Source organism: Thermacetogenium phaeum DSM 12270 (genome assembly GCF_000305935.1).
Classification (GTDB): Bacteria; Bacillota; DSM-12270; order Thermacetogeniales; family Thermacetogeniaceae; genus Thermacetogenium; species Thermacetogenium phaeum.
The window spans coordinates 2,871,990-2,891,291 of sequence record NC_018870.1 but is presented as its reverse complement, the minus strand read 5'-3'; the positions used below and the strand labels follow the sequence as shown (position 1 = coordinate 2,891,291).

Genomic DNA, 19,302 nt, shown 5'->3' with positions numbered 1-19,302 from the left:
CTGGAGGCCGCGGTGAGGCGAAGGCTTTCCGGATAGGGGAGCAGGGCTTTTAGCCCCGCTCTTTTAGTTTTGTTTGGGGGGACGAGGTATGAAGTTGTTCTTTAAGGGCTTTGGCCGCTGTTTTCCAGACGGCGAGGAGGAGGGATGGCGATATGGTCGTAAGCACGTTGGAAATAATCGATACTCATGCCCATCTTGATGACGCTAAGTTCGCCGGAGACCTGGATGGTGTTCTCTCCCGGGCGCGGGAGGCGGGGGTTTTCAGGATCATCTGCGTAGGGAGTGATCTCACCTCCTCCCGGCATGCGGTGGCTCTGGCGCAGGAACATGAGTGGATCTATGCGGCGGTAGGTGTGCACCCCCATGATGCCGCAGGGGTGCAGCCGCGCACCTGGGACGGGCTGCGCCTCCTTGCCTCTCAGGAACGGGTTGTTGCCTGGGGGGAAATCGGTCTGGATCTTCACTACAATTTTTCACCCCCGGAGAAGCAGGAGGAGGTTTTCCGGCGGCAGCTGGAAATTGCCGGGGAGCTCGGACTGCCGGTCATCATCCACGACCGGGATGCCCACCGGGAGACACTGGAAATATTGAAGGATTACCCCGGCCTCCCCGGGGTGGTCTTCCACTGCTTCTCCGGTGATGCCGGCATTGCCGAAGAGTGCCTGGCGAGGGGCTATTATTTTGGGATAGGGGGAACGCTCACCTACCCGAAAAACGGGAAGCTTCGGGAGGTGGTCAGAATGCTCCCCCTGGAGCGGATCTTCCTGGAAACGGACTGCCCTTATCTGCCCCCCCAGCCCTGGCGGGGTAAGCGCAACGAGCCCGGCTACCTCCCGGCAGTTGTGGATGAGATCTCCAGGGTTAAGGGGGTTTCCCCCGAGGTTGTGGCAGGTACGACGACTATGGCTGCGGCGAGGTTCTTCCGGCTGGTTGACCACCGGTAGCGGGCGGCCCCATCAGAGGAAGGAAAAAACACCGGCGGGTCAGGCGGGGAGCCGCCTTTGGAAGGCCGGGTAAAAGGGCCAGCAAACCGCCCCCCTGTCCGGCCGAAGGAGCGGGAGCCGGGCGGAGGAACGGCGGGCAGCTGAGGATGACCGGCTGACCGGCTCCTGCAGGCCTCCGGCATCTGGCCACCTGCCTCTGAGAGGGTTCTTCCGGCGGCTCTTTTGATTAACCCGCGCTCATTTGGGAAATAATGGTCACAAAACCGCTTCTCAAAAAGGGGAGGGGTTGTTGTGACTTTAGTGGAATTCATCGATTTCAGTTATGTCAGGAAGAGGAAGAGGAGGTTTGGGTGGCGCAGGTATTCCGCTGCTGTACTCGCCCTGGTGTTCCTTTTTCTCGGGGCAGGACGGCTGGGCCTGGTGCCGCGGGCGGCCTACGGGGCTATGTGGCAGGGCTTCAGGACCGAGCCCGCGTCCTCCGAAGGCAAGAAGGCTGTTCAAATTGCCGTTGGTTACAGGAAGGGGAGCGGTTTTTTCCTGCAGGCCTTCGAGGATACCCCGGTCAGGGTCCATGTCGACGGGACGACCGTAATTACCCGGGCCAACCTGCCACCCCTGGAAGATATTTTGCAGAACGCAGGGGTGGAGCTGGGGACGAATGACCGGGCGGAGGCCAGGATCGTCACCGGGGAGAGTAAGATCCCGGAGATCGAAGTGATCCGGGTGCGCAACAGGATCGTCACCGAGAAGGAGCCGATCCCCTATCCGGTTAAGAAGGTTCGTGACCCCCGCCTGGAGGTGGGGAAGATCCGCCTCTGTGCCGCAGGTCGGGAAGGGATTCTTCTCCAGAAGTTTGAGATCACCACGGAAAACGGGGTGGTCGTCGAGAAAAGGGCACTGGGCAGTGAAGTGCTGCGGGAGCCGGAACCGAGGGTGATCGCTTACGGAACAAAGGCTCCCCAGGGGGTTGAAAGGGTCGCCTCCCGCGGCGCTCCCCCTGAGGGCGCTCGCCGCGTTCTGCAGGTGGTGGCCACTGCCTATACTCACACCGGCCGGCCTACGGCATCCGGCGTCATGCCCTATGTGGGCGGGGTTGCCGTCGACCCCAGGGTCATTCCCCTGGGGACGAGGCTTTACGTAGAGGGATACGGCCTGGCCCGGGCGGTGGACACCGGGGGGCTGATTAAGGGAAACCGGATTGACGTTTTTCTGGAAACCGCTGAGGAGTGTTACGCCTGGGGGAAGCGCACCGTGAACGTCTATATCCTGGACTGAGGGCTTAAAGTCGAGGCCCTTTCGACAACACCGGGCGCTTCCATGGTAAAAGAGCTTTGCCGGAGTGGCCGCCCTCAAAGGGATCCGAAAAAGGCCTCAGTCTCAAGTAACTGCGTCAAAGGCCGGGGGATAACGCCGAAGCCCCCGGTTTTTCATTTTTTGGTGAGGTCAGCATTATTTTCTTTCCGCAATGCCTTATCGGGAAGAGGAATCCGGCGCCCGGTGTCTAATATTATAAAGGCCGTTATGTTTCACTTTTCCAGACAACTCATATATAATCATAAGATGGCTGGCTATTTATGGTATTGCCCGGTTAGGGAGGAGAGCCAAGTGAGCGGAGCGGAGATCAAAAGCCGGTTGCGCCTTCCCACCCGTTGTGCCCTGGTTGCCGCCGTGACGGGGTTTCTGGTGTGGGCGTCCATCGCCGGTGCCCGGCAGGAAATTAGGATCGTTGTGGACGGGAAGGAGGTGCGGCATCACACCCTGCAGCGCACAGTAGGGGCCGCCCTCGGTGAAGCGGGAATTGAGTTAGGGCAGTGGGACAGGGTGGTACCGGGAACCGCAGCAGCGGTGAAGAACGGTCTGACGGTTACCGTGGAGCGCGCCTTCCCGGTGCGCCTCGTTGCCGACGGCAGGACGCAGACCCTTTGGACCACCCGGACTTCCGTCCGGCAGCTGCTTGAGAGGGCTTCTTTGGAGCTGGGAGAGCACGACCGCCTTAATCTTCCGCTGCAGGCGGTGGTGAGCCGCAGCTGTGAGATCAGGGTGAGGCGGATTCAGGAGAAGACGGTGCGGGAAAGGTACAGCATACCCGCTCCGGTGGAAAGAAGGCCTGACGGCTCTCTCCTTAAAGGGCAGCAGCGCCTTGTCAGAGAGGGCACCTCGGGGGAGGGGGAACGCCTTGTCAAGGTGATCCTTGAAGACGGGAAGGTCGTTTCCAGGCAGACCCTTTCCGAACGGGTGGTGCGGCCCCCCGTCAGCAGGGTTCTCGCCTACGGCACGCTGAACACCGTTTCCCGCGGCGGGCAGATCCTGCGTTTTTGGAAGGCCCTGGAGGTTAGAGCTACGGCTTACAGCGCGGCGGCTGGCAGCCGCACGGCGACGGGGCACCCCGTCGGCCGGGGTGTGGTTGCGGTCGATCCCCAGGTGATCCCTTTGGGTTCCCGCCTGTTCGTCGAGGGGTATGGCTACGGTACCGCCCTCGATAAGGGGAGCGCCATCAGAGGCAACAGGATCGACGTGTTCTTTCCCACGGAAGCCGAGTGCCGCCGCTGGGGGGTGCGTTATGTGAAGGTTTACGTCCTGGAGTGAGGGTGCCTTTTCACCTGCTTTCCTGCCCGAGAGTTGGCGGCCGGCGCTGCGAAGGCGATCCCCGGCCTCTTCTTTTTTTCCGGCTGCGGACGCTCCTGAATTCTCCGCCAGATTGGAGGGGGATATCCTTTTTGTAGTATAATAACGGATGATGGGAGGCGAACGGATGGTTGTGGCGGCGTCACCGGCGGCTCTGCGGGCGCTCCTGAAGCGCTACGGATTGGAGCCTAAAAAGGGATTGGGGCAGCACTTCCTCTGGCAGGCCCGGCTGGTCGAGCGCATTGCCGATGCCGCGGAGCTAACGGAGAAGGATCTCGTGCTGGAGATCGGCCCGGGAACGGGGAATCTCACCGCTGCCCTGGCGCGCCGGGCGGGGATGGTGGTGGCGGTGGAGATCGACCGTTCGCTGTTCCCTCTGCTGAAAGAAACCCTGGCGGGGTTGGAGAACGTCCGCCTGGTGGCGGGGGACGCCAAAAGCGTAGATTACCGGGAGCTGCTGGAGATCTGCGCCCCCGGCTTCACAGGCCCCTGCAAGGTGTTGGGGAATCTCCCATACTACATCACAAGCCCGCTGATCATGCGTCTGCTCGGCCAGGGGTTCCGCAAGGAACTCCTGGTTTTTATGGTGCAGAAGGAGGTCGCCGATCGGATTGCCGCCGCGCCAGGAGGGAAGGAATACGGCTCCCTGTCGGTTGCCGTCCAGTACTACGCGGAGCCGGAGGTTTTGTTTCGCGTGCCCCCCGACGCCTTCTTCCCCCCGCCGGACGTAGCCTCTGCCGTTGTCAGGCTGCGCTGCCGTTCCCGGCCGGCGGTGAAGGTGCGGGATGAAGGCCTTTTTTTTGAGGTGGTGCATGCCGCCTTCCGCTACCGCCGCAAGACTATCAAAAACGCCCTGCGGGAAGCCGGCCTGCTGGTTCCGGAGCGGGAAAGCCGCTTCTTTGCGGAGGTGGGGATCGATCCCGGACGCCGCGGCGAGACGTTCGGTTTAAAGGAGTTTGCCCTGATGGCGGATGCTTTATTCGAGATGAGGGAAAGGAAGGAGCAGTAATGCGCTTCATCAGTCCGAGCAGGGGTCCCCTGAGCTGGGAGGAGGTCGTAGCAGATCTCCTGGATTATGTGACGGAGGACCCGTCGTTCAGCTACAAGATCATCATCGGGACTGATTCTCAGGTAAGGGAGGAGACGCACTTCGTTACCGCCATTGTCGTGCACCGCGTCGGCAAGGGAGCCCGTTACTTTTACTGCCGCCGGACGTACGAGAACGTCCGCAGCTTGAAGCAGCGCATCTTTATGGAGGCGGCCACCAGCCTGGAGATCGCCAGCAAACTGGCCCAGAGCCTGGCGGAAAGGGGGCACCTGGAGCTGGACGTAGAGATCCACCTGGACATCGGGCAGAACGGGGAGACCAAGGGGTTGATCCGGGATATCGTGGGGATGATCACTGGCAGCGGCTTCGACGCCAAGATCAAGCCCTACTCCTGCGGCGCCTCCACGGTTGCGGATAAGTATACCAAGTAAGGACGGGATGAAAAATTTCCTTTGCCGGGTAGAAACAATGTCACCTTCGGTGACGCAGAGGATAAAATGGCGGCTCATCCTTGCAGGCGCAGCGACTTTACGGGGATTGTTACCTCGCCCTTGACGCTGATGACGGCAGCCGAAGCGAAACAGGGCGTTGACTGGGCGGCTCTGCGCGTCGGCTGTTTATCTAGCGAGGAGTTTTAGGGCTAGTTCAACCGAAGATCCAGGAGCAGGCGCAAGGATGAACCGGACATATCAATTTCCAGGGCAGACCACCATGCCGCCAGCGGCGGCAGCAACAGAGGAACGAAAAAAGGATTTATCCTTGCCAGCGCAGCAACCTGACGGAGGTTGTTACTCGCCCTTGACGAAGGAGCAGCAAACGGCAGCCGAATCGAGACAGGATGTCGAGATAGGCGACTCTGCGCCAGGGAAGGCGCATAGGAGCCGGTCGGCTGCTTATCTATCGACAAGTCTTAAGGCGAGTTAAACCAAAAGATCCGGGAGCAAGCGCAAGGATAAACCGGAAGTATTTCCAGGGCAGATGAGAGGGCGTTTCTATAAGCTGCAGATGCTGAGGGCTGGGGCGCTAGACAGATGCCCTTGCGGAACACCTACACGAAGTACTCGATTGCTGCCTCAGGAAAGCGCTCCCTGATCCCCTCCCGAAAGAAGCACTCGATTTCTTCCAGGAGGTCTTTGGGGTAGAGGTACTTCCCGTAGCCAAACTGCCCCCACTTGAAGGACCTCTTTTCTTCGTCGAGAGGGAGCCCGCTTTCCGGAAACAGCTCCCGGATGACCTGCTTCGCTCGGGCTGTGAAGCGGTGGGTGATCAGCTCGAAGGAGAGTCCGGGGTGACCTTGAAAGGTTTTCAACCTGTCCAGGAGGTCGCTGTATTCCTCCCTCCAGTCCCCATCGGGAATGATGGGGGCGATCATGAAGCCCAGCGGGTAGCCTGCGGCGGCTACCCTGGACGCCGCCTCAAGGCGCGCCTCCAGGCGGGGTGTGGCGTGCTCATAGGCGGCGATCACCTGCTGGGAGTTGAGGGAGAAGCGGAATTTGGTTTTGCCCCTGTGCTCCAGGTGGAGCAGGGGTTCGACGCCGGTGAACTTGGTGACGAAGCGGAAGCTGCCGTGCTCCTGTTCGGCGAAAAAGGCGATGGCCCTGGCAAGCGCCCCGGAGTACGGTTCTACTGGGAGGGGGTCGGCGGTGGCCGCTCCCTCGAAGACCGTGTCGGCCGGCAGCCGCTTTTTTATGTGGTCCAGGGCGGTCAGCAGGATTTCCTCCTGATTGACGTAGATGCGGATGTAGGGGTTGCGCCCCAGGTTGGTGTGCAGGTAGCAGTATTCGCAGATGCCGGGGCAGCCGGTGGCCAGGGGGAGCTGGTAGTGGGCGGAGGGGCGGCAGGTTTCCAGCTTTCTGCTTTTCCGGACCCCGACTACCAGGGTGCGCTTGGCCCGAAAGAATTTCTCCCGCCGCGAGCCGCCCGGGATTCCGGTCACCCTGTTGTGCGATCCCGTAAACCCTATTTCTACGCCTTTCTCCCGGAATGTTCTGTACAGCTTCTCTCCCAGCGGGTAGGAGAGAGCATCTCTTTCGAAGAAGACCTTTTCCGGCCGGAACAAGGCTTTTCACCCCGTTTTTTCTTAGTATTGCCGGAAAGGCGGGATCATAAAGGAAGCTGGGGCTTTTTTAGACGGGAGCGGGGAGACCGCAACAGGTTCACTTCTTATTCACGGCGCACCCGGTCGCAGAGGTTGAACCAGTCGCATCCCGTGCAGAAGGAGTCGAACCACTGGCTCGGAGCGGCCAGGACTTTCTCCCGGATCTCCTGCCAGAGGACGATCTCGCCGGGAGCGACCCGCAGGAAGGCCAGGGCCTTCCTGTCGAGCCCCCGGATCTCTTCGTCGGCGCCATCCTTCTGCCCGCAGAGGCCGTCCTTCAGGTAGGGGCAGGCGCTGCAGACTTCGTCCGCCCCGGACGCCACCTCAATCTCCTCTCCCTCTTCCGCCCGCCTGACGATGGCGGACAGGTTTTCCACGAATGCGGGGGAATACCCCTTCCCCCTGTAAAAGTGCAGACAGATCAGATGATGGCCGCGCAGCCTCATGGTGTGATCATCCTTTCTGCTTTCACCGGCAGCAGTGCCTGCTCCGGGACTTCACATGTGGCCCGCTCTTCAGGCCCCGGTCAGCTTCATTCTAATATTCCTCAAGGGCCGAAGGCAACCGCTTTCTTACTTCCTGTTCTTCTTTTGCCCATTCTGGGAGCGGTAGTGCCTCACGGTATCATAGAGCAGGTTGCTCAGTATTTCGTGCATCCATTGGGTGCCTGCACCGGCAAGAATTCCTGCCACGAATTTCCCCAGCCAGGGATTAGCCGGGAAGCCCGATGATGCTGAAGAAATTAACCTGCGTTCCGAAGGCCAGAATAAGGCCGGCAAGCGACCCGCAGACCTTCCAGAGCGCCGAGATTTTTTCCGGACCCCGGTTCTTAACGAAGGGCTTAAAAATCGGTTTGAGTATTTCCTCCAGCCGTTCGGCGAGCAGGGAGATCATCAGTAGGGGAACAATTGAGCCGGAAGCGGCCATTTTCAACCCCCTACCCGGTTTTCTTCTCTATCATAATTTGCCACCGGTTCTGGGCATTACTGCCTGCCGCGGAAGGATCGGGCTGCGGTCGGGAGCATTATGCTGTCGGCAGCGTATGATATAGCAGACCCAAAACTGGATAATCCTGGTACTGCGGGGTGATCTCTATTAAGGGAATTAAGGTCGGAGATGTGGTTGTTCGCAAGTCTTATAAGGGTGATGTCCTGTTCCGGGTTGCGGAGATCGTAAAGGGCGAGGAGGGGGAATTTGCCCTTCTGAAGGGCGTTTTTATCCGCCTCTGTGCCAGCGCTCCTCTCTCCGATCTGGAGAAAAAGGGCGTTGCCGAAATCATTCGCCAGCAGAGCGCCTTTAAAAAGAAGAAGCAGCAATACATCAGGGTGGCACTCTCCAGACAGGGGCGCCTGCGGGAGTACAACCTGCAGAGGGGCGGGAGGAAAGGGAAGTACGATTTTTTTGAGCTGCCTGGCCGGGTGCTGCATCTCGACGGGGATCCCCAGTACTGTGAACTGTGCCTGAAAACTTATTTGCGCTTGGGCGTTCCCTGCCGGGTGCTCCACGTTCCGGAACAGGAGCAGCCGGAGGCGGTCAGAGGGTATCTCCAGGAATCGATGCCGGACATCCTCGTGCTTACCGGGCACGACGCCGTCAAAAAAGGGGTGCGGGATTACCGAAAAACAGATTATTACCGGAATTCACAGTTTTTCCTGGCTGCCGTCCGTCGCGCCCGGGAGGTGGAGCCGGACCGGGACAACCTGATCATCATCGCCGGGGGCTGTCAGTCCCATTACGAGGCCCTTATCGAGGCGGGGGCGAACTTCGCCAGCGCCCCGGAACGGGTCATGATCGACGTCCTCGATCCCGTTTTTATCGCCGAGAGGCTGGCCTTCACCTCGATCTATGAAAAGGTTCATCTCCCCGATCTCTTAGAACAGGCGGCACTGGGGGTGCAGAGCATGGGAGGGATTCAGACGAAAGGGAAGCTGCGGCTCGGGCTGCCGCGCCCGCGGTATTAGGCCGGCACCCCTTTGGCCGTATCTACTAACCCGGCCGGTTAAAAGAGGGAAGGGTTTTGGGTTTATTGGTCTTCTCCCGGTACATATGCTTGTCTGCTTGATCGATAGGTTTGTCGACATCAAGCTTTTGATCCGGTTTGCACACCGCTGCTCCTATACTTACTCCTAGTCCCCCCAGGCGTTCATCCGGTTCAATCCATTCCTTAACCTTCTCTAGCACTAGAAGGCGTTGTTTGATGATTTCCAGCTCGCCGGCACCACCTGGGGTGATTAAAACAAATTCGTCCCCTCCTATGCGGCAGGTGATATCCTCTTTTCTGTGCAGAGATCGCAGGGACCATCCTCTTGATCTGTTTCCGGAGAGTTGGTATAATACTATGAAGTACTTTTTGGACCGCAATCAAGGCTAAAAAGAAGGTGAGGCTCATGGCTACCAAGCAAGCGCTTGCGGAAATCAAGAGGGACCTTGATGCCTATATCGGTAAGAGGGTGAAACTCAAATCCTTTAAAGGCAGGAATAGGGTCGTTGAGCGAGAGGGAGTCTTGGAACGCACCTATCCCAGTATTTTTGTTATAAAACTCGATGAAAAGAAAGTTGAGAGGCGAATTTCCTTCAGCTATACCGATGTGCTCACGGAAAGCGTTGAATTGACTGTCTGTCGCGAGGACGGCGAGATTAAAATCGCAGCCGCCCGGAACTAATGGGCTGAGAGATGAAGATTAACCCCCCGGTTCCCGGGGGGTGTTTTTTTGTGCGCCCGGCATGGGCGTTAACTTGGTGGTGAAAGTCCACTGCAGGCGAGGCAGCACGAGTCTGCTGGCCGAAGGCAAGGGTGTCCATCGCGAGGTGGAATCCGAAGGAAGCTGGCGGCAAAACCACGGCCCGATGAACAAGAACCCCATAAGAGGCTAAGCCGTTCGGATGAGCTGGCGAAACACAGCGAAATCCCAGGCTGCCAAGGGGCGGCGGAGTATATGGGGCGGGCGCGGGGTGAAGGTTAACGCTCTTACCCGGGGAGGCCTGCCGGATAAGCCAGGTAGAGCTGGTAACCTGTGTCGAGAGGCGCGGCTGAGCCGGCAGGAGTCAGCAGAGGGCATAGTACCCTGGGGGACATGAACTCAGGGGGAAGGCCCGAACATCAAGACGGAGGTGAGACCGATGAGTTCGCGAGAAGGTCGAAGACAGCAGAAAACCCCGGAAGGGGCCTGCCCGCGGGAGGAAGTGGTGAAGCCACGGGGGACCGCGGGAGGGCCGAGACCTTCTCCGGCACAAAGCGGAGCGGCACCTCGCGGAGGACAAGGTAGCGGCCTGAACGCTATTCTTTTCTTCGTCAAGCTTGGTGAACCGCCGGATGCGGGCCCGCATGTCCGGTGGTGTGAGAGGACGGGGGCTAGCCGCCCCCTCCTACTCGATGTGCGCCCGGCATGGGCGTTAACTTGGTGGTGAAAGTCCACTGCAGGCGAGGCAGCACGAGTCTGCTGGCCGAAGGCAAGGGTGTCCTTCGGGAGATGGAATCTTAAGGAAGCTGGCGGCGAACCTCCGGCCCGACGAACAGGAACCGCATAGGAGGCTAGCAGCAGTTGGATGAGCTTGCGAAACAAAGCGAAGTCCTTTAGCGTGCGATTGCTGAGAGTAAATTCGGCGGGTAGATGGAGGGAAAGTCGACGCACTTACCCAGTAGGCCTGTTGGTACGCCAGGGATACGGGTAAGCCGGGTCGAGAGGCATGGTTGAACCGGCAGGAGTCAGCAGAGGGCATAGTACCCTAGGGGTCATGGACTCCGGGGGAAGGCCCGAACATCGAATCAGAGGTGAACCGATGAGTTCGTACGGAGGGAGAGAACAGCAGAAAACCCAGGAGAGGGTCTATCCGCGGGAGGGAGCGGTGAATACGCGGGGGACCCCAGAAAGGGCTGAGCCTTTCGTCGGCACGAAGCGGGAGAACACCTCGCGGGAAACGGGGTAACGGGCTCGATTTGCCTTGCTGCTTTTTCGGTCGGGTTGATGAAAGGCGGAGAGACCCCGGCGGCAGGTGCGCCTGGTTAACAGATTATGACAGAGCGCAGCAAATGGGGAAGAAGCGGCTGAGTGGGGTGTGGGCTGGACGGTTCTCTTAATAAAAACTCGGATTTCGTTAGAAGTTGGCGGTTGTCCCCTTCAGGCATTTTGATTATCTTAAAAGAAAAGTTTCTGGAAAGGGGATGTTGGAGCCATTAACCGTAAAGTTCTGTCGATGCTGATTGCAGTGATTTTTCTTGCCGGCCTTTGCGGCTGGTATACGCCAAAAGCGGATGCGTTTACGATGGATGAGTATATCCAGGCTGTACTCCAGGGCAGAACTTTGCCCGACCAGAGCAAGGGCCCTGTTGTGCCGGAACCCCCTGCTGCCGATCCCAAGCCAACACAGCCGGCAAACCCTCCGGTCCAGCCGCCTTCAGCCGGTAGCGGAGGCGCCGGTGGAGGAGGGAACCAGACTTATTATCCGCAGCGGGGGATGACGAGCATTGAAGATTATTACAATGCCGTTCTCAACAATCGATCAAAGCCGGTCTCATATCCGACCCGGCTCCTCCCCTCTGATCAGGCTTCCGCAACACCGGCGGATCCGGGTGGAGCTAGGGATGATGAACCTCCAGCCACATCTGTGCCACCAGTACCCTCCGCGCCTGATGGGCTGACGGCAGACGAAAAGCGACTCTTCGATTTAATCAACAACAGCAGGATTGGCAAGGGTATCTCTCCGGTGGCCGTCGATATGAAACTTACGGAGATCGCCCGGCTCAAGGCGCAGGATATGATAGAGAACAACTATTTCGGTCACATCTCCCCGACCTACGGTTCACCTGGGCAGATGCTCAGAAGGTTTGGCGTCAGCTTCCGGAGCGGCGGGGAGAACCTCTGCAAAGCCGGAGACGTTTATAAGGCGCACCAGCTGCTTTTGGGCAGCCCTGAACATCGAGAGATCATGATGAATCCGAAGGCCAATAAGGTCGGTGTTGCCGTTGTTCCACAAGGAGCCTGGGTGCTGGTTGTTGAGCTGTTCGTCGAGGCTTAAGAGGCACGGTAAAAACGCTGAGGAAGGTTGAGCGAACTAAAGAATTGATGATTTCCCGGGCAGACCCTCACGCCGCCAGGGGCGGCACCAACAGAGTATGCGGTCTATTTTCATGACAGCGTTCTGCTGCCTGCCCTTGCCGTTTCCCTCTCTTTTGGCCTGCCTGGTCTACCCGCTGCCGCTTCTTAATAAAATAAAATAAGCGTTTTTCCCGATCCTCGAAGCCCTTGAAGCTACCGTGTCTCCCCTGATGGGGACGACCGCTTGCCGCTTATGTGGGGTTTGTTAATCCGGTTTTTTCCCGGTCCTCCTCTATGAGAGTGACATCTTGGCAAAAGATACATATTATAACCAGCAGAGGTAATAAAATCTAACAACTCGACAAGGAGGGGTTGTCCGTGGAGGTTTCGGATCAAGAGATGTCCCGGGTAGATGGTTCGGATCAGGAAGTGGCGGAGGAATGTAAGAAGGCACTGCCGGAGGAGAATGCCGCTCCCGAGCACCGGGAAGACGGTGGAATGGATAACTGCGGCCGGCATGTGGATGCAGCTCCGGAAGAGGCCGTTGCTGATGAGGGGAATGAGCCCGTTCCCTCCGGTTTAGCTGAGCCGCCTGCTGGAGAGGATGGGTCTGATGAAGACGGTCAGGAGTCTTGCCGGGGCTCTTTGCGCGACTTGAAAAAATGCGCCATTTCTGAGATCTCTCCGACCGCCGTGGATTTGGCCGGCAAGGCGGTGGTGCCACCGGAGGTTTTGGAATATTACAGGCAGTTCGGGATTGACGAAAGAACATTAAAAATCCTGTTTCAGATGCGACCGCCTGATGCGCAGCCGGGGATGCGGACGGGTGCGGGAATATCCGGCTGAAGAAGGCCCAGCATTTAGCGGCAGGCCGCCGCTGTTGATCGACGAGGGAGGGTCACCTCCCTTGTTGTTTATCGGGAAATGAAAAACCTACCGGGAAAGGAGGTCAACAATGGAGTTACCTTCAATCAAGGTCCAGTTTTCTTTCCAGACCGCTTTACCAGATTACCCGGTTTCCTGCAGGATCGCCAACCCGGCTCTCTTCGGAAAGGTGCTGCCCGATGGCGAGCTTTTGGTTTTTGGCGGCTATGACCTGGTTTTTTGCTGCGGTCTCAGGCAGAGGAGTGGGGGGAATTTCTACCGTACGGTGATCCTTCCCGGCACCCTGACGGAAAAAATTCTGCCGGAAAAGACGGGGTTCGTTGGGGGAGAGAGGATAGAGATTGATCTCAAGCACCCCCTGATCGCTCAGGTCAGGCCCGGCAAGCCGTCCGGCGTGGGAATCTGGAGATTGCTGGCCGGCCTTTTCAGGGATAGGGTGTGGGTTGAAGTGGTTATCGAGGGGGAAATCGCCCTTAAGCTGGCAGGTTCTCCCCTTCGAAAGGAAGATGCCCGGCAGGCGAGCAGAAGGGATGCCACCGGTGCCGCCGGGATCCGGGAAAAGGAGGCACCGGAGGTGCCCGCAGGCAACCAGGCCGGGAAAAACGGCAGACGGGAGCCGGAGCCGGAAGGTGTGCGCATCAGCGATAAAATCGCCCTGGATCTGGACTCCCTGGCGTATCTGGTGGGGCGGGTGATTGAGCAGAGAGAAAAAGGGGCGTTGCCCGAGGGTCCGGCGGGGGGTCGGGCCGATCCCGGTGAGAAGCAAGAGCTTCAGCCAGCCGGGAGGGGTGAAGAGGAAAGCTGCTCGGACATCTTGCGCCGATATGCTGCCCGGAGCGCTCAAGGGCAGGGGCAGCAGAAGGGGAGGGTTACGGCAAAACAGGAGTTTGCGGGGTACGACCTCTCCTCCATCCCCCTGGAGCTGATTCCCAGCCGCCCCGGCCTTGAGAAAACCTTTGTCCAGGAGCCGCCGCCTTCCAAACCGCCTGAGTACGGTGGGTGAGGGAAACCGGCCAAAAAGCCCAGTTGGGCGGAGATCTGCTCTTTACTGCAGCATTATCCGATCTGCCCTCCTGATAAACCCGTCTCCTCTGATCCCAGCGCTCAAAAGAAACCCCAGAAGAAATAAAGAAAGGCGACCAACAGAGTATGAAAATACCCGACGGGTCTGCGGTCTATTTTCATGACAGACCACCATGCCGCCAGCGGCGGCAGCAACAGAGGAACGAAAAAAAAGGTTTATCCTTGACGGCGCAGCGACCTGACGGAGGTTGTTACTCGCCCTTGACGAAGGAGCAGCAAACGGCAGCCGAATCGAGACAGGATGTCGAGATAGGCGACTCTGCGCCAGGGAAGGCGCATAGGAGCCGGTCGGCTGCTTATCTATCGACGAGTCTTAGGGCGAGTTAAACCAAAAGATCCGGGAGCAAGCGTAAGGATGAACACATATTTTCAGGGTAGGATCTGCAGGAAGGAGGTATCTGAATGGCTGACAACTTATTATCTGCCCGTCTTAAAGCATTAATAGGGCAACAGGTGACCCTTTACGGCTCAATCTATAATGTTACCGGCCCCGTTGCTGCCGTCGGGGATGACTATTTGATGCTTGCAGATGCAGTAAGTGCGGTATACGCCCCATTTGCCAGCCTCAGCTTTGTGGAGGTGGTCTTTAATAAGGCGTAAAACAATGAAGTGCAAAGGGAGGAATTGGAATGGTGGTAATTCCAGCTGGTGCTTCTGTGGAGTTCTTTGAACTACTCCGGGCAATACCGGTGCTACCGTGACCGTTATCTCTGTAGCCGGCCCCCCCGGTTACAGGTGTTCTGGATTCTGTCACCGGGAATCTGGCCAAGGTAACCCCGCCGGGGGCACCGCCGGTTTATTTTACTATAAGCTATATCGTATAGGTTGCCATTGAGGTAACGTCGTAAGAGCGAGCGTATTGGGTGCCCTTTCGATTTAAGGCTGCCCTGAGCGGACACGGGCAGCCTTAATCAATGGTCCCCTTTAAAGGAGCAAAAAAAATACCCCGGCCTCGAACGAAGCCGGGGGATAAGGCGAGATTTCAGCTGTTACTAGGGATCGACAGTTCCGTTGAGGACACCGTCGATGAACAAGTTGAATGTTGTCCCCACAGTTCTGACGAATTGGAGGGAACAGACGGTATTGCTGTCATGCAATGTTCCGGTAGCATCGGTAAATGTCGGAGGCACGGTGAAGCTCACCAGTTTCCCGGAAGCGGGATCGGTGAACTGGACAACATCTCCGGCCACAATGGCTCCCAGTGTTGTGAAGGTGGCGGTTCCGGTGATATCTGTGTTTGCCGAGACTGTTGTACCCTCTCGAGTAATGTTGACGGTGACCCCTTGAATCGGGACGCCTGCTAGATCAATAAGAGTCACCACTGGCGGCTCTTGACAGCGCTGGGGTGGGAAGAGCGGCTGCTCCGGCGGACAGGGGAAGAATGGCTGCGGTACCGGAACGCAGGGATCTAGCTCGCAGAAGCCGTAGCTGGGGACAAGAAGTTTGACAAGAGCCTTGATCTGGATCTCCTTGCAGACCTTAACCCGGCAGCAGATGAGCTGGTCTCCAGTAATCGGATCTGTTGCCAGGTCACAAGTACAATCTCCAACAGCAATGACCTGGCACTGGACGAGGGTTCCCGGTGGCGCCCACATCTGGGCCTGGAAGATGCCCTGCAGTGTTATAACAAATGGCCCGCAGATCACAACACCGGCGGCATCGGTGATCGTAACCTCTACATCCACCTGGTTTTGCACCAGCACCGGCCTGAAGAAGGGCGGGTTGAAGGCCCCGAAGCCGATGAAGAAACAGCGGGCTGTGTTTGGCACCACAGTGCAAGAGATAGTGGCGTCATCGGGAATGGGAACTGTGCAGAAGTCGGCGGCCCTGACACACCTCCCCAGGAGCTCTTCTCCAGCGCATTGGTCGAAGACCTTGAAGACCTCAATACAGTCCTTTTCCGTAAAGGGAGGGCACTGGGGTACTCCGTCAACCTGAGGGCATTTACCCGGGGTGATTGGCATGCTAATTCCTCCTTCTTTATTGGTTTTTCTCCGGCGACAGATGGGTGCAACCGCCCGCATCTGTCGCTAATACATAATATGGTAATGATGACAAAGTGTTACTCTTGCTGTGGATTTTTGTCTTATTTTGTGATTCCGGTGGCCCCAGATAGGGGGACGGGTCTTCTCCGGCTCTATTAACAGATCCTTGAGCTCAGATGTCGTTGCAAGCATAAAACAAACCGGTTTTTTAAGCGACCGGATGCCGAGATTGTTCCTCAGGTGCTGCAACCTTACGGAGGTTCAACCTGCCCTCCCACTTCCCGCTTTTTTCTGGAAGTATGCCGGGCAGAAAGCGAGGCACGGCCGAAAGTCGGTGGTTGGCCGTGGGAACGACTAACCCATCAACCCGCCGACGACTATCCAATGCACACCTTGCCAGAAGCAGGAATATGTTATCGCAAGGGAAATGAGGCAGATAACGGAAGGCCGGGGAAGCTTTCCGAGATGAAAGGAGGAAGCGTTAATGCCGACAGTCAAGGAACAGCTGGTCAAGGCCCTGCAGCATGAGCGGCTTTTGCTCAGGGTTTATGAAGAACTGGAAAAGAAGCTGGGTAAAACCGCCCTGGCCCGGGACTGCCGGCTGCTGGCCGAGAAGACGCGGGAGCAGATCGACAGGATCAACGCCTGGTTGAACTGTTCCGGTTGAAAGAAGTGACATCCTGCCCGTGGGCAGGTGAGCTTCAAGAGCGTTATCCCTCTCTCTGACACCAACGGGTGTTCTTCCCGAATATACTGGAGTGAGTAAAGGTCAGGGAGGGAGTGAAAGTGCGGAAATTGTTTCGTTCCCTGGGGGTGGCCGAACAGCGCTATTCCGGCTTGCCCAATGTCGTCGGCATGGGAATCGGTTACAAAAAACGCGGCCGGCAGGATACGGACGAGCTGGCCATCATTTTTTTTGTGGAAAAAAAGGTACCCGCCGAGGCGCTGGGGGTTGACGAATGCGTCCCTAAGCGCATCGGAAGGGTCTGTACGGATGTCATCGAGATCGGGGAGGTGCAGTTCCTCGGGCGGACGGAAAAAATGCGGCCGGCGGCCCCGGGTTCCAGCATCGGCCATGTTAAAGTAACGGCCGGTACCTTTGGGGCTGTGGTGCGCGACCGGAAGACCGGGGAGCTGATGATCTTATCCAACAATCACGTTCTGGCCAATGCCACAGACGGCCTTGACGGAAGGGCGCGGCGGGGAGATCTCATCCTCCAGCCGGGCGTCTACGATGGGGGCTCGGAAGAGGATGTTATTGGGCACCTGGAGCGCTTTGTTCCCATATACAGGTTCAGCAGAGAGGCGGACTGCAATTTGGCGGCAATGAGCGTCAAAGCCGTCAATGCCGTTATTCATGCTTTTCGCCCGAATTACTATGTGCGGCTGGAGAAGCGGGGAGCCAGCAATCTGGTTGATTGCGCCCTGGCCCGGCCGGTAGACCCCAAAGAGATTATCCCGGAGATCATCGATATCGGCAAGGTCAACGGGGTAGCCCAGGCCGAGCCCGGCATGGCCGTCAAGAAGAGCGGTCGCACCACGGGAGTCACCGAGGGGAAAATCACCGCCGTGCACGTCACCTTGAATGTGACCATGGGCCGCAACACCGACGTTGTGCGTTTTCAGGAACAGGTCATGGCCGAGCTGAAGTCCCAGGCAGGGGACAGCGGCTCCCTGGTGCTCGACCGGGAGAACCGGGCGGTGGGGCTGCTTTTTGCCGGCTCAAGTGAATACACGGTCTTCAACCCCATCGAAAACGTTCTCAACAAGCTGGAAGTGGATCTGGTATGAGAGTGAAGAGAAGGCCGGGAATTGCCCTGGGGGGCGGGGGGCTGCTTGGGGTTGCCCATATCGGCGTGCTGGAGGTCCTGGAGGAAAACGGGATTCAGCCTGCAGTGATCACCGGTACCAGCGCCGGCAGCATCGTGGGAGCCCTGTACGCGGCGGGTGTGGGTCCACCTGTTATGAGAGAGCTGGTCTTGGCAGTGCAAAAGAGGGATCTCTTCGCCTGGAACTTCAACCCCTATTCCTTCGTCAGGTTTTTGTTGGGCAATTTGAAGGATATCGCCGGTTTTCTGGAGGCCGTGCCCCGCGGGCTCTTCAGCGGTGAGAAGATCGGGGGCTTGGTGGAGAGGGTGACGGGAAAAAGGAGATTTTCCGATTTAAAGATCCCATTCGGCGTTGTCGCCGCCGATTTGATATCGGGAAAGCGGGTGGTGTTCTCCAGCACCTCAGGTGACGGCCCCTCACCGGACACGATTTTTTTCGGCGACGCCTCTCTGGGGCTGGCGGTTCAGGCAAGTTCCGCCGTACCCGGAGTTTTTGAGCCTGTTCCCTTTAAGGGAACCCTGCTCGCAGACGGAGGCCTGGTGGAGATGGTGCCTGCTTCCCTGGCCCGCCGGTTGGGGGCGTCGGTTGTAGTGGCGGTGAGCTTGAGAAGGCTCGGAACCGTCCAGGAGCCGCAGTCGCTCATCCAGGTGGTACAGCGGGGGATCGACATCATGCATTTACACGGCACCAGGCAGGATCTGGAAGCCGCCGATTTGGTGATCGAGCCACTTGCTCAGGATGTGAAATTGGGGGACTTCGACCGGATCCCGGAACTTATAGAGCGGGGGCGTCATGCGGCCAGGGAGGCGCTTCAGGGCCTGAAAAAACTGTTAGGATAAGAGAAATTCCTTAATTTAGCCCGGTAATCCCCTCCCCTGAAAATGTTTTGATTGTAACATCCGCAAGACCGCTGCGCCGACGAGGGCAGCCCCTTTTCCGTTCCTCTGTTGGTCTACAAAACTTGAGTTAAACCTAAGGCTCCCTCGCCGCGCCGGTGAACACTTTCCGGGCAGCACCCATAGTATGATATGGAAGCTAAAAATGGGAAACTTGTTGTCTTTTGTGGGTTAGCGGGTGAAGAAATGGGGGTGGCGGTAGCGCTGCTGACCGCCACCGCAGTAAAAAGGGGGGATGTTTAAAGTGGCCGGCTTTTCCTATGATGAGAGCGCCCTTCAGGTGATGCAAAGCCTCCGCCCGTATCTGGGCCCCCGAGGCAACGGATGCCTCATTGCTCTGGAAAGCTTGCTGGAACTGCTCCAAAGCGAGCCGGCCCGCAAGACGCTGGATGCTCTGCAGATCCTGGGGCCGGGAGAGGGGTTTCGGACCCTGCTGGTACCGCAGGAGCCTCAAAAGAGGTCCTGCAGACCGGTGAGCCTCTTCTTGCTGCAGGCTCTGTTGTTCCTCGCCGATGCACCGACTGACAAAGGCACTCTTGAGGCGGAAGGGGAGGCGGGCTCAGATTCTGATAACAGTATCTGGCTGGATTCGGAATAGAGTAACACTTTAGATAGCTGCCACATAATATGGAGCAGGATGCCGCAAAAGACAGATTGTGGCATAACGATAACGTCAATTAACAAGAAGGAGGGACCTCAACATGGCAGAAGAAAGAGGGATCGGCTTTGGTGGTGGATTCTTTGGAAGGCGCTTTGCGTTTATCCTCTTCCTGATTTTGATCCTGCTCTTCTTCGGGGATTTTTAGAACGCGTTAGTTGGTGAACATTTTCCAGGCAGCCTATGATAACGGAGAAGGGTGACCAAGCGAAGG

22 protein-coding genes are annotated in these 19,302 nt (G+C 57.9%); 17 read left to right on the top strand and 5 right to left on the bottom strand.

Translation table 11 applies throughout. From position 1 onward, the window contains the following. Nucleotides 1-152 precede the first annotated feature (152 nt). The 6 genes from TPH_RS14230 to TPH_RS14205 all read left to right on the top strand — a co-directional run bounded on the left by TPH_RS14230 (nucleotide 153) and on the right by TPH_RS14205 (nucleotide 5,255). Nucleotides 153-944, top strand: a complete 792-nt coding sequence (locus TPH_RS14230) for a TatD family hydrolase (protein WP_015051896.1) — start codon at nucleotides 153-155, stop codon at nucleotides 942-944. 291 nt (nucleotides 945-1,235) lie between these two features. Then, nucleotides 1,236-2,219, top strand: a complete 984-nt coding sequence (locus TPH_RS16340) for a 3D domain-containing protein (RefSeq protein ID WP_015051895.1) — start codon at nucleotides 1,236-1,238, stop codon at nucleotides 2,217-2,219. 330 nt (nucleotides 2,220-2,549) lie between these two features. Next, complete coding sequence (locus TPH_RS14220; protein ID WP_015051894.1) at nucleotides 2,550-3,530, top strand: ubiquitin-like domain-containing protein; 981 nt, start codon at nucleotides 2,550-2,552, stop codon at nucleotides 3,528-3,530. A gap of 166 nt (nucleotides 3,531-3,696) precedes the next feature. After that, entirely contained in the window at nucleotides 3,697-4,578 is an 882-nt protein-coding gene (rsmA, locus tag TPH_RS14215) for a 16S rRNA (adenine(1518)-N(6)/adenine(1519)-N(6))-dimethyltransferase RsmA (protein ID WP_015051893.1), read from the top strand. Next, complete coding sequence (locus TPH_RS14210) at nucleotides 4,578-5,048, top strand: ribonuclease H-like YkuK family protein (RefSeq protein ID WP_015051892.1); 471 nt, start codon at nucleotides 4,578-4,580, stop codon at nucleotides 5,046-5,048. Before rsmA ends, TPH_RS14210 begins: the two co-directional genes overlap by 1 nt. 21 nt (nucleotides 5,049-5,069) lie before the next feature. After that, the gene (locus TPH_RS14205; RefSeq protein ID WP_028991243.1) at nucleotides 5,070-5,255 is read left to right on the top strand and encodes a hypothetical protein; all 186 of its coding nucleotides are present in this window, start codon (nucleotides 5,070-5,072) and stop codon (nucleotides 5,253-5,255) included. A gap of 410 nt (nucleotides 5,256-5,665) precedes the next feature. Here the strand turns inward: TPH_RS14205 and splB are convergent, their stop codons facing one another. From splB to TPH_RS14185, 3 genes are all read right to left on the bottom strand, one after another. Beyond that, nucleotides 5,666-6,676, bottom strand: a complete 1,011-nt coding sequence (gene splB / locus TPH_RS14195) for a spore photoproduct lyase (RefSeq protein WP_015051890.1) — start codon at nucleotides 6,674-6,676, stop codon at nucleotides 5,666-5,668. 104 nt (nucleotides 6,677-6,780) lie between these two features. Beyond that, nucleotides 6,781-7,161 (bottom strand): DUF1284 domain-containing protein, encoded by a 381-nt coding sequence (locus TPH_RS14190; protein WP_015051889.1) that lies wholly within the window; start codon nucleotides 7,159-7,161, stop codon nucleotides 6,781-6,783. Nucleotides 7,162-7,426: 265 nt separating this feature from the next. After that, nucleotides 7,427-7,642 (bottom strand): hypothetical protein, encoded by a 216-nt coding sequence (locus TPH_RS14185; RefSeq protein WP_015051888.1) that lies wholly within the window; start codon nucleotides 7,640-7,642, stop codon nucleotides 7,427-7,429. Between the two features lie 158 nt (nucleotides 7,643-7,800). Between TPH_RS14185 and yabG the strand changes: the two genes are divergently transcribed. After that, complete coding sequence (yabG, locus tag TPH_RS14180) at nucleotides 7,801-8,676, top strand: sporulation peptidase YabG (RefSeq protein WP_049886145.1); 876 nt, start codon at nucleotides 7,801-7,803, stop codon at nucleotides 8,674-8,676. Between the two features lie 25 nt (nucleotides 8,677-8,701). Here the strand turns inward: yabG and TPH_RS16665 are convergent, their stop codons facing one another. Further along, nucleotides 8,702-9,076: a diguanylate cyclase gene (locus TPH_RS16665; protein WP_028991246.1), complete on the bottom strand. Its 375-nt coding sequence runs from the start codon at nucleotides 9,074-9,076 to the stop codon at nucleotides 8,702-8,704. Nucleotides 9,077-9,102: 26 nt separating this feature from the next. Between TPH_RS16665 and TPH_RS14170 the strand changes: the two genes are divergently transcribed. From TPH_RS14170 to TPH_RS14145, 6 genes are all read left to right on the top strand, one after another. After that, the gene (locus tag TPH_RS14170) at nucleotides 9,103-9,378 is read left to right on the top strand and encodes a Veg family protein (protein WP_015051886.1); all 276 of its coding nucleotides are present in this window, start codon (nucleotides 9,103-9,105) and stop codon (nucleotides 9,376-9,378) included. 1,117 nt (nucleotides 9,379-10,495) lie between these two features. Then, a complete protein-coding gene (locus TPH_RS15505) occupies nucleotides 10,496-10,642 on the top strand; it encodes a hypothetical protein (RefSeq protein WP_015051885.1) in 147 nt (48 codons plus the stop codon). Between the two features lie 336 nt (nucleotides 10,643-10,978). Beyond that, nucleotides 10,979-11,731: a CAP domain-containing protein gene (locus tag TPH_RS14945; protein ID WP_015051884.1), complete on the top strand. Its 753-nt coding sequence runs from the start codon at nucleotides 10,979-10,981 to the stop codon at nucleotides 11,729-11,731. Nucleotides 11,732-12,129: 398 nt separating this feature from the next. Continuing rightward, nucleotides 12,130-12,597: a hypothetical protein gene (locus TPH_RS14155; protein WP_015051883.1), complete on the top strand. Its 468-nt coding sequence runs from the start codon at nucleotides 12,130-12,132 to the stop codon at nucleotides 12,595-12,597. 109 nt (nucleotides 12,598-12,706) lie between these two features. Further along, nucleotides 12,707-13,639: a hypothetical protein gene (locus TPH_RS14150; RefSeq protein ID WP_015051882.1), complete on the top strand. Its 933-nt coding sequence runs from the start codon at nucleotides 12,707-12,709 to the stop codon at nucleotides 13,637-13,639. 482 nt (nucleotides 13,640-14,121) lie between these two features. Beyond that, a complete protein-coding gene (locus tag TPH_RS14145; RefSeq protein WP_015051881.1) occupies nucleotides 14,122-14,319 on the top strand; it encodes a hypothetical protein in 198 nt (65 codons plus the stop codon). Nucleotides 14,320-14,711: 392 nt separating this feature from the next. Here TPH_RS14145 and TPH_RS14140 read toward each other — a convergent pair whose 3' ends face one another. Continuing rightward, nucleotides 14,712-15,683, bottom strand: a complete 972-nt coding sequence (locus TPH_RS14140) for an Ig-like domain-containing protein (protein WP_015051880.1) — start codon at nucleotides 15,681-15,683, stop codon at nucleotides 14,712-14,714. A 505-nt stretch (nucleotides 15,684-16,188) separates the two neighbouring features. Here TPH_RS14140 and TPH_RS14135 point away from each other — a divergent pair. From TPH_RS14135 to TPH_RS14120, 4 genes are all read left to right on the top strand, one after another. Then, nucleotides 16,189-16,371, top strand: a complete 183-nt coding sequence (locus TPH_RS14135; protein WP_015051879.1) for a hypothetical protein — start codon at nucleotides 16,189-16,191, stop codon at nucleotides 16,369-16,371. A gap of 119 nt (nucleotides 16,372-16,490) precedes the next feature. Next, on the top strand, nucleotides 16,491-17,495 hold the full coding sequence (locus TPH_RS14130; RefSeq protein WP_015051878.1) for a chymotrypsin family serine protease: 1,005 nt from the start codon (nucleotides 16,491-16,493) through the stop codon (nucleotides 17,493-17,495). After that, the gene (locus TPH_RS14125; protein WP_015051877.1) at nucleotides 17,492-18,373 is read left to right on the top strand and encodes a patatin-like phospholipase family protein; all 882 of its coding nucleotides are present in this window, start codon (nucleotides 17,492-17,494) and stop codon (nucleotides 18,371-18,373) included. The genes TPH_RS14130 and TPH_RS14125 overlap by 4 nt, the downstream gene beginning before the upstream one ends. Before the next feature lie 292 nt (nucleotides 18,374-18,665). Then, entirely contained in the window at nucleotides 18,666-19,028 is a 363-nt protein-coding gene (locus tag TPH_RS14120; RefSeq protein ID WP_148275927.1) for a hypothetical protein, read from the top strand. Nucleotides 19,029-19,302 lie beyond the last annotated feature (274 nt).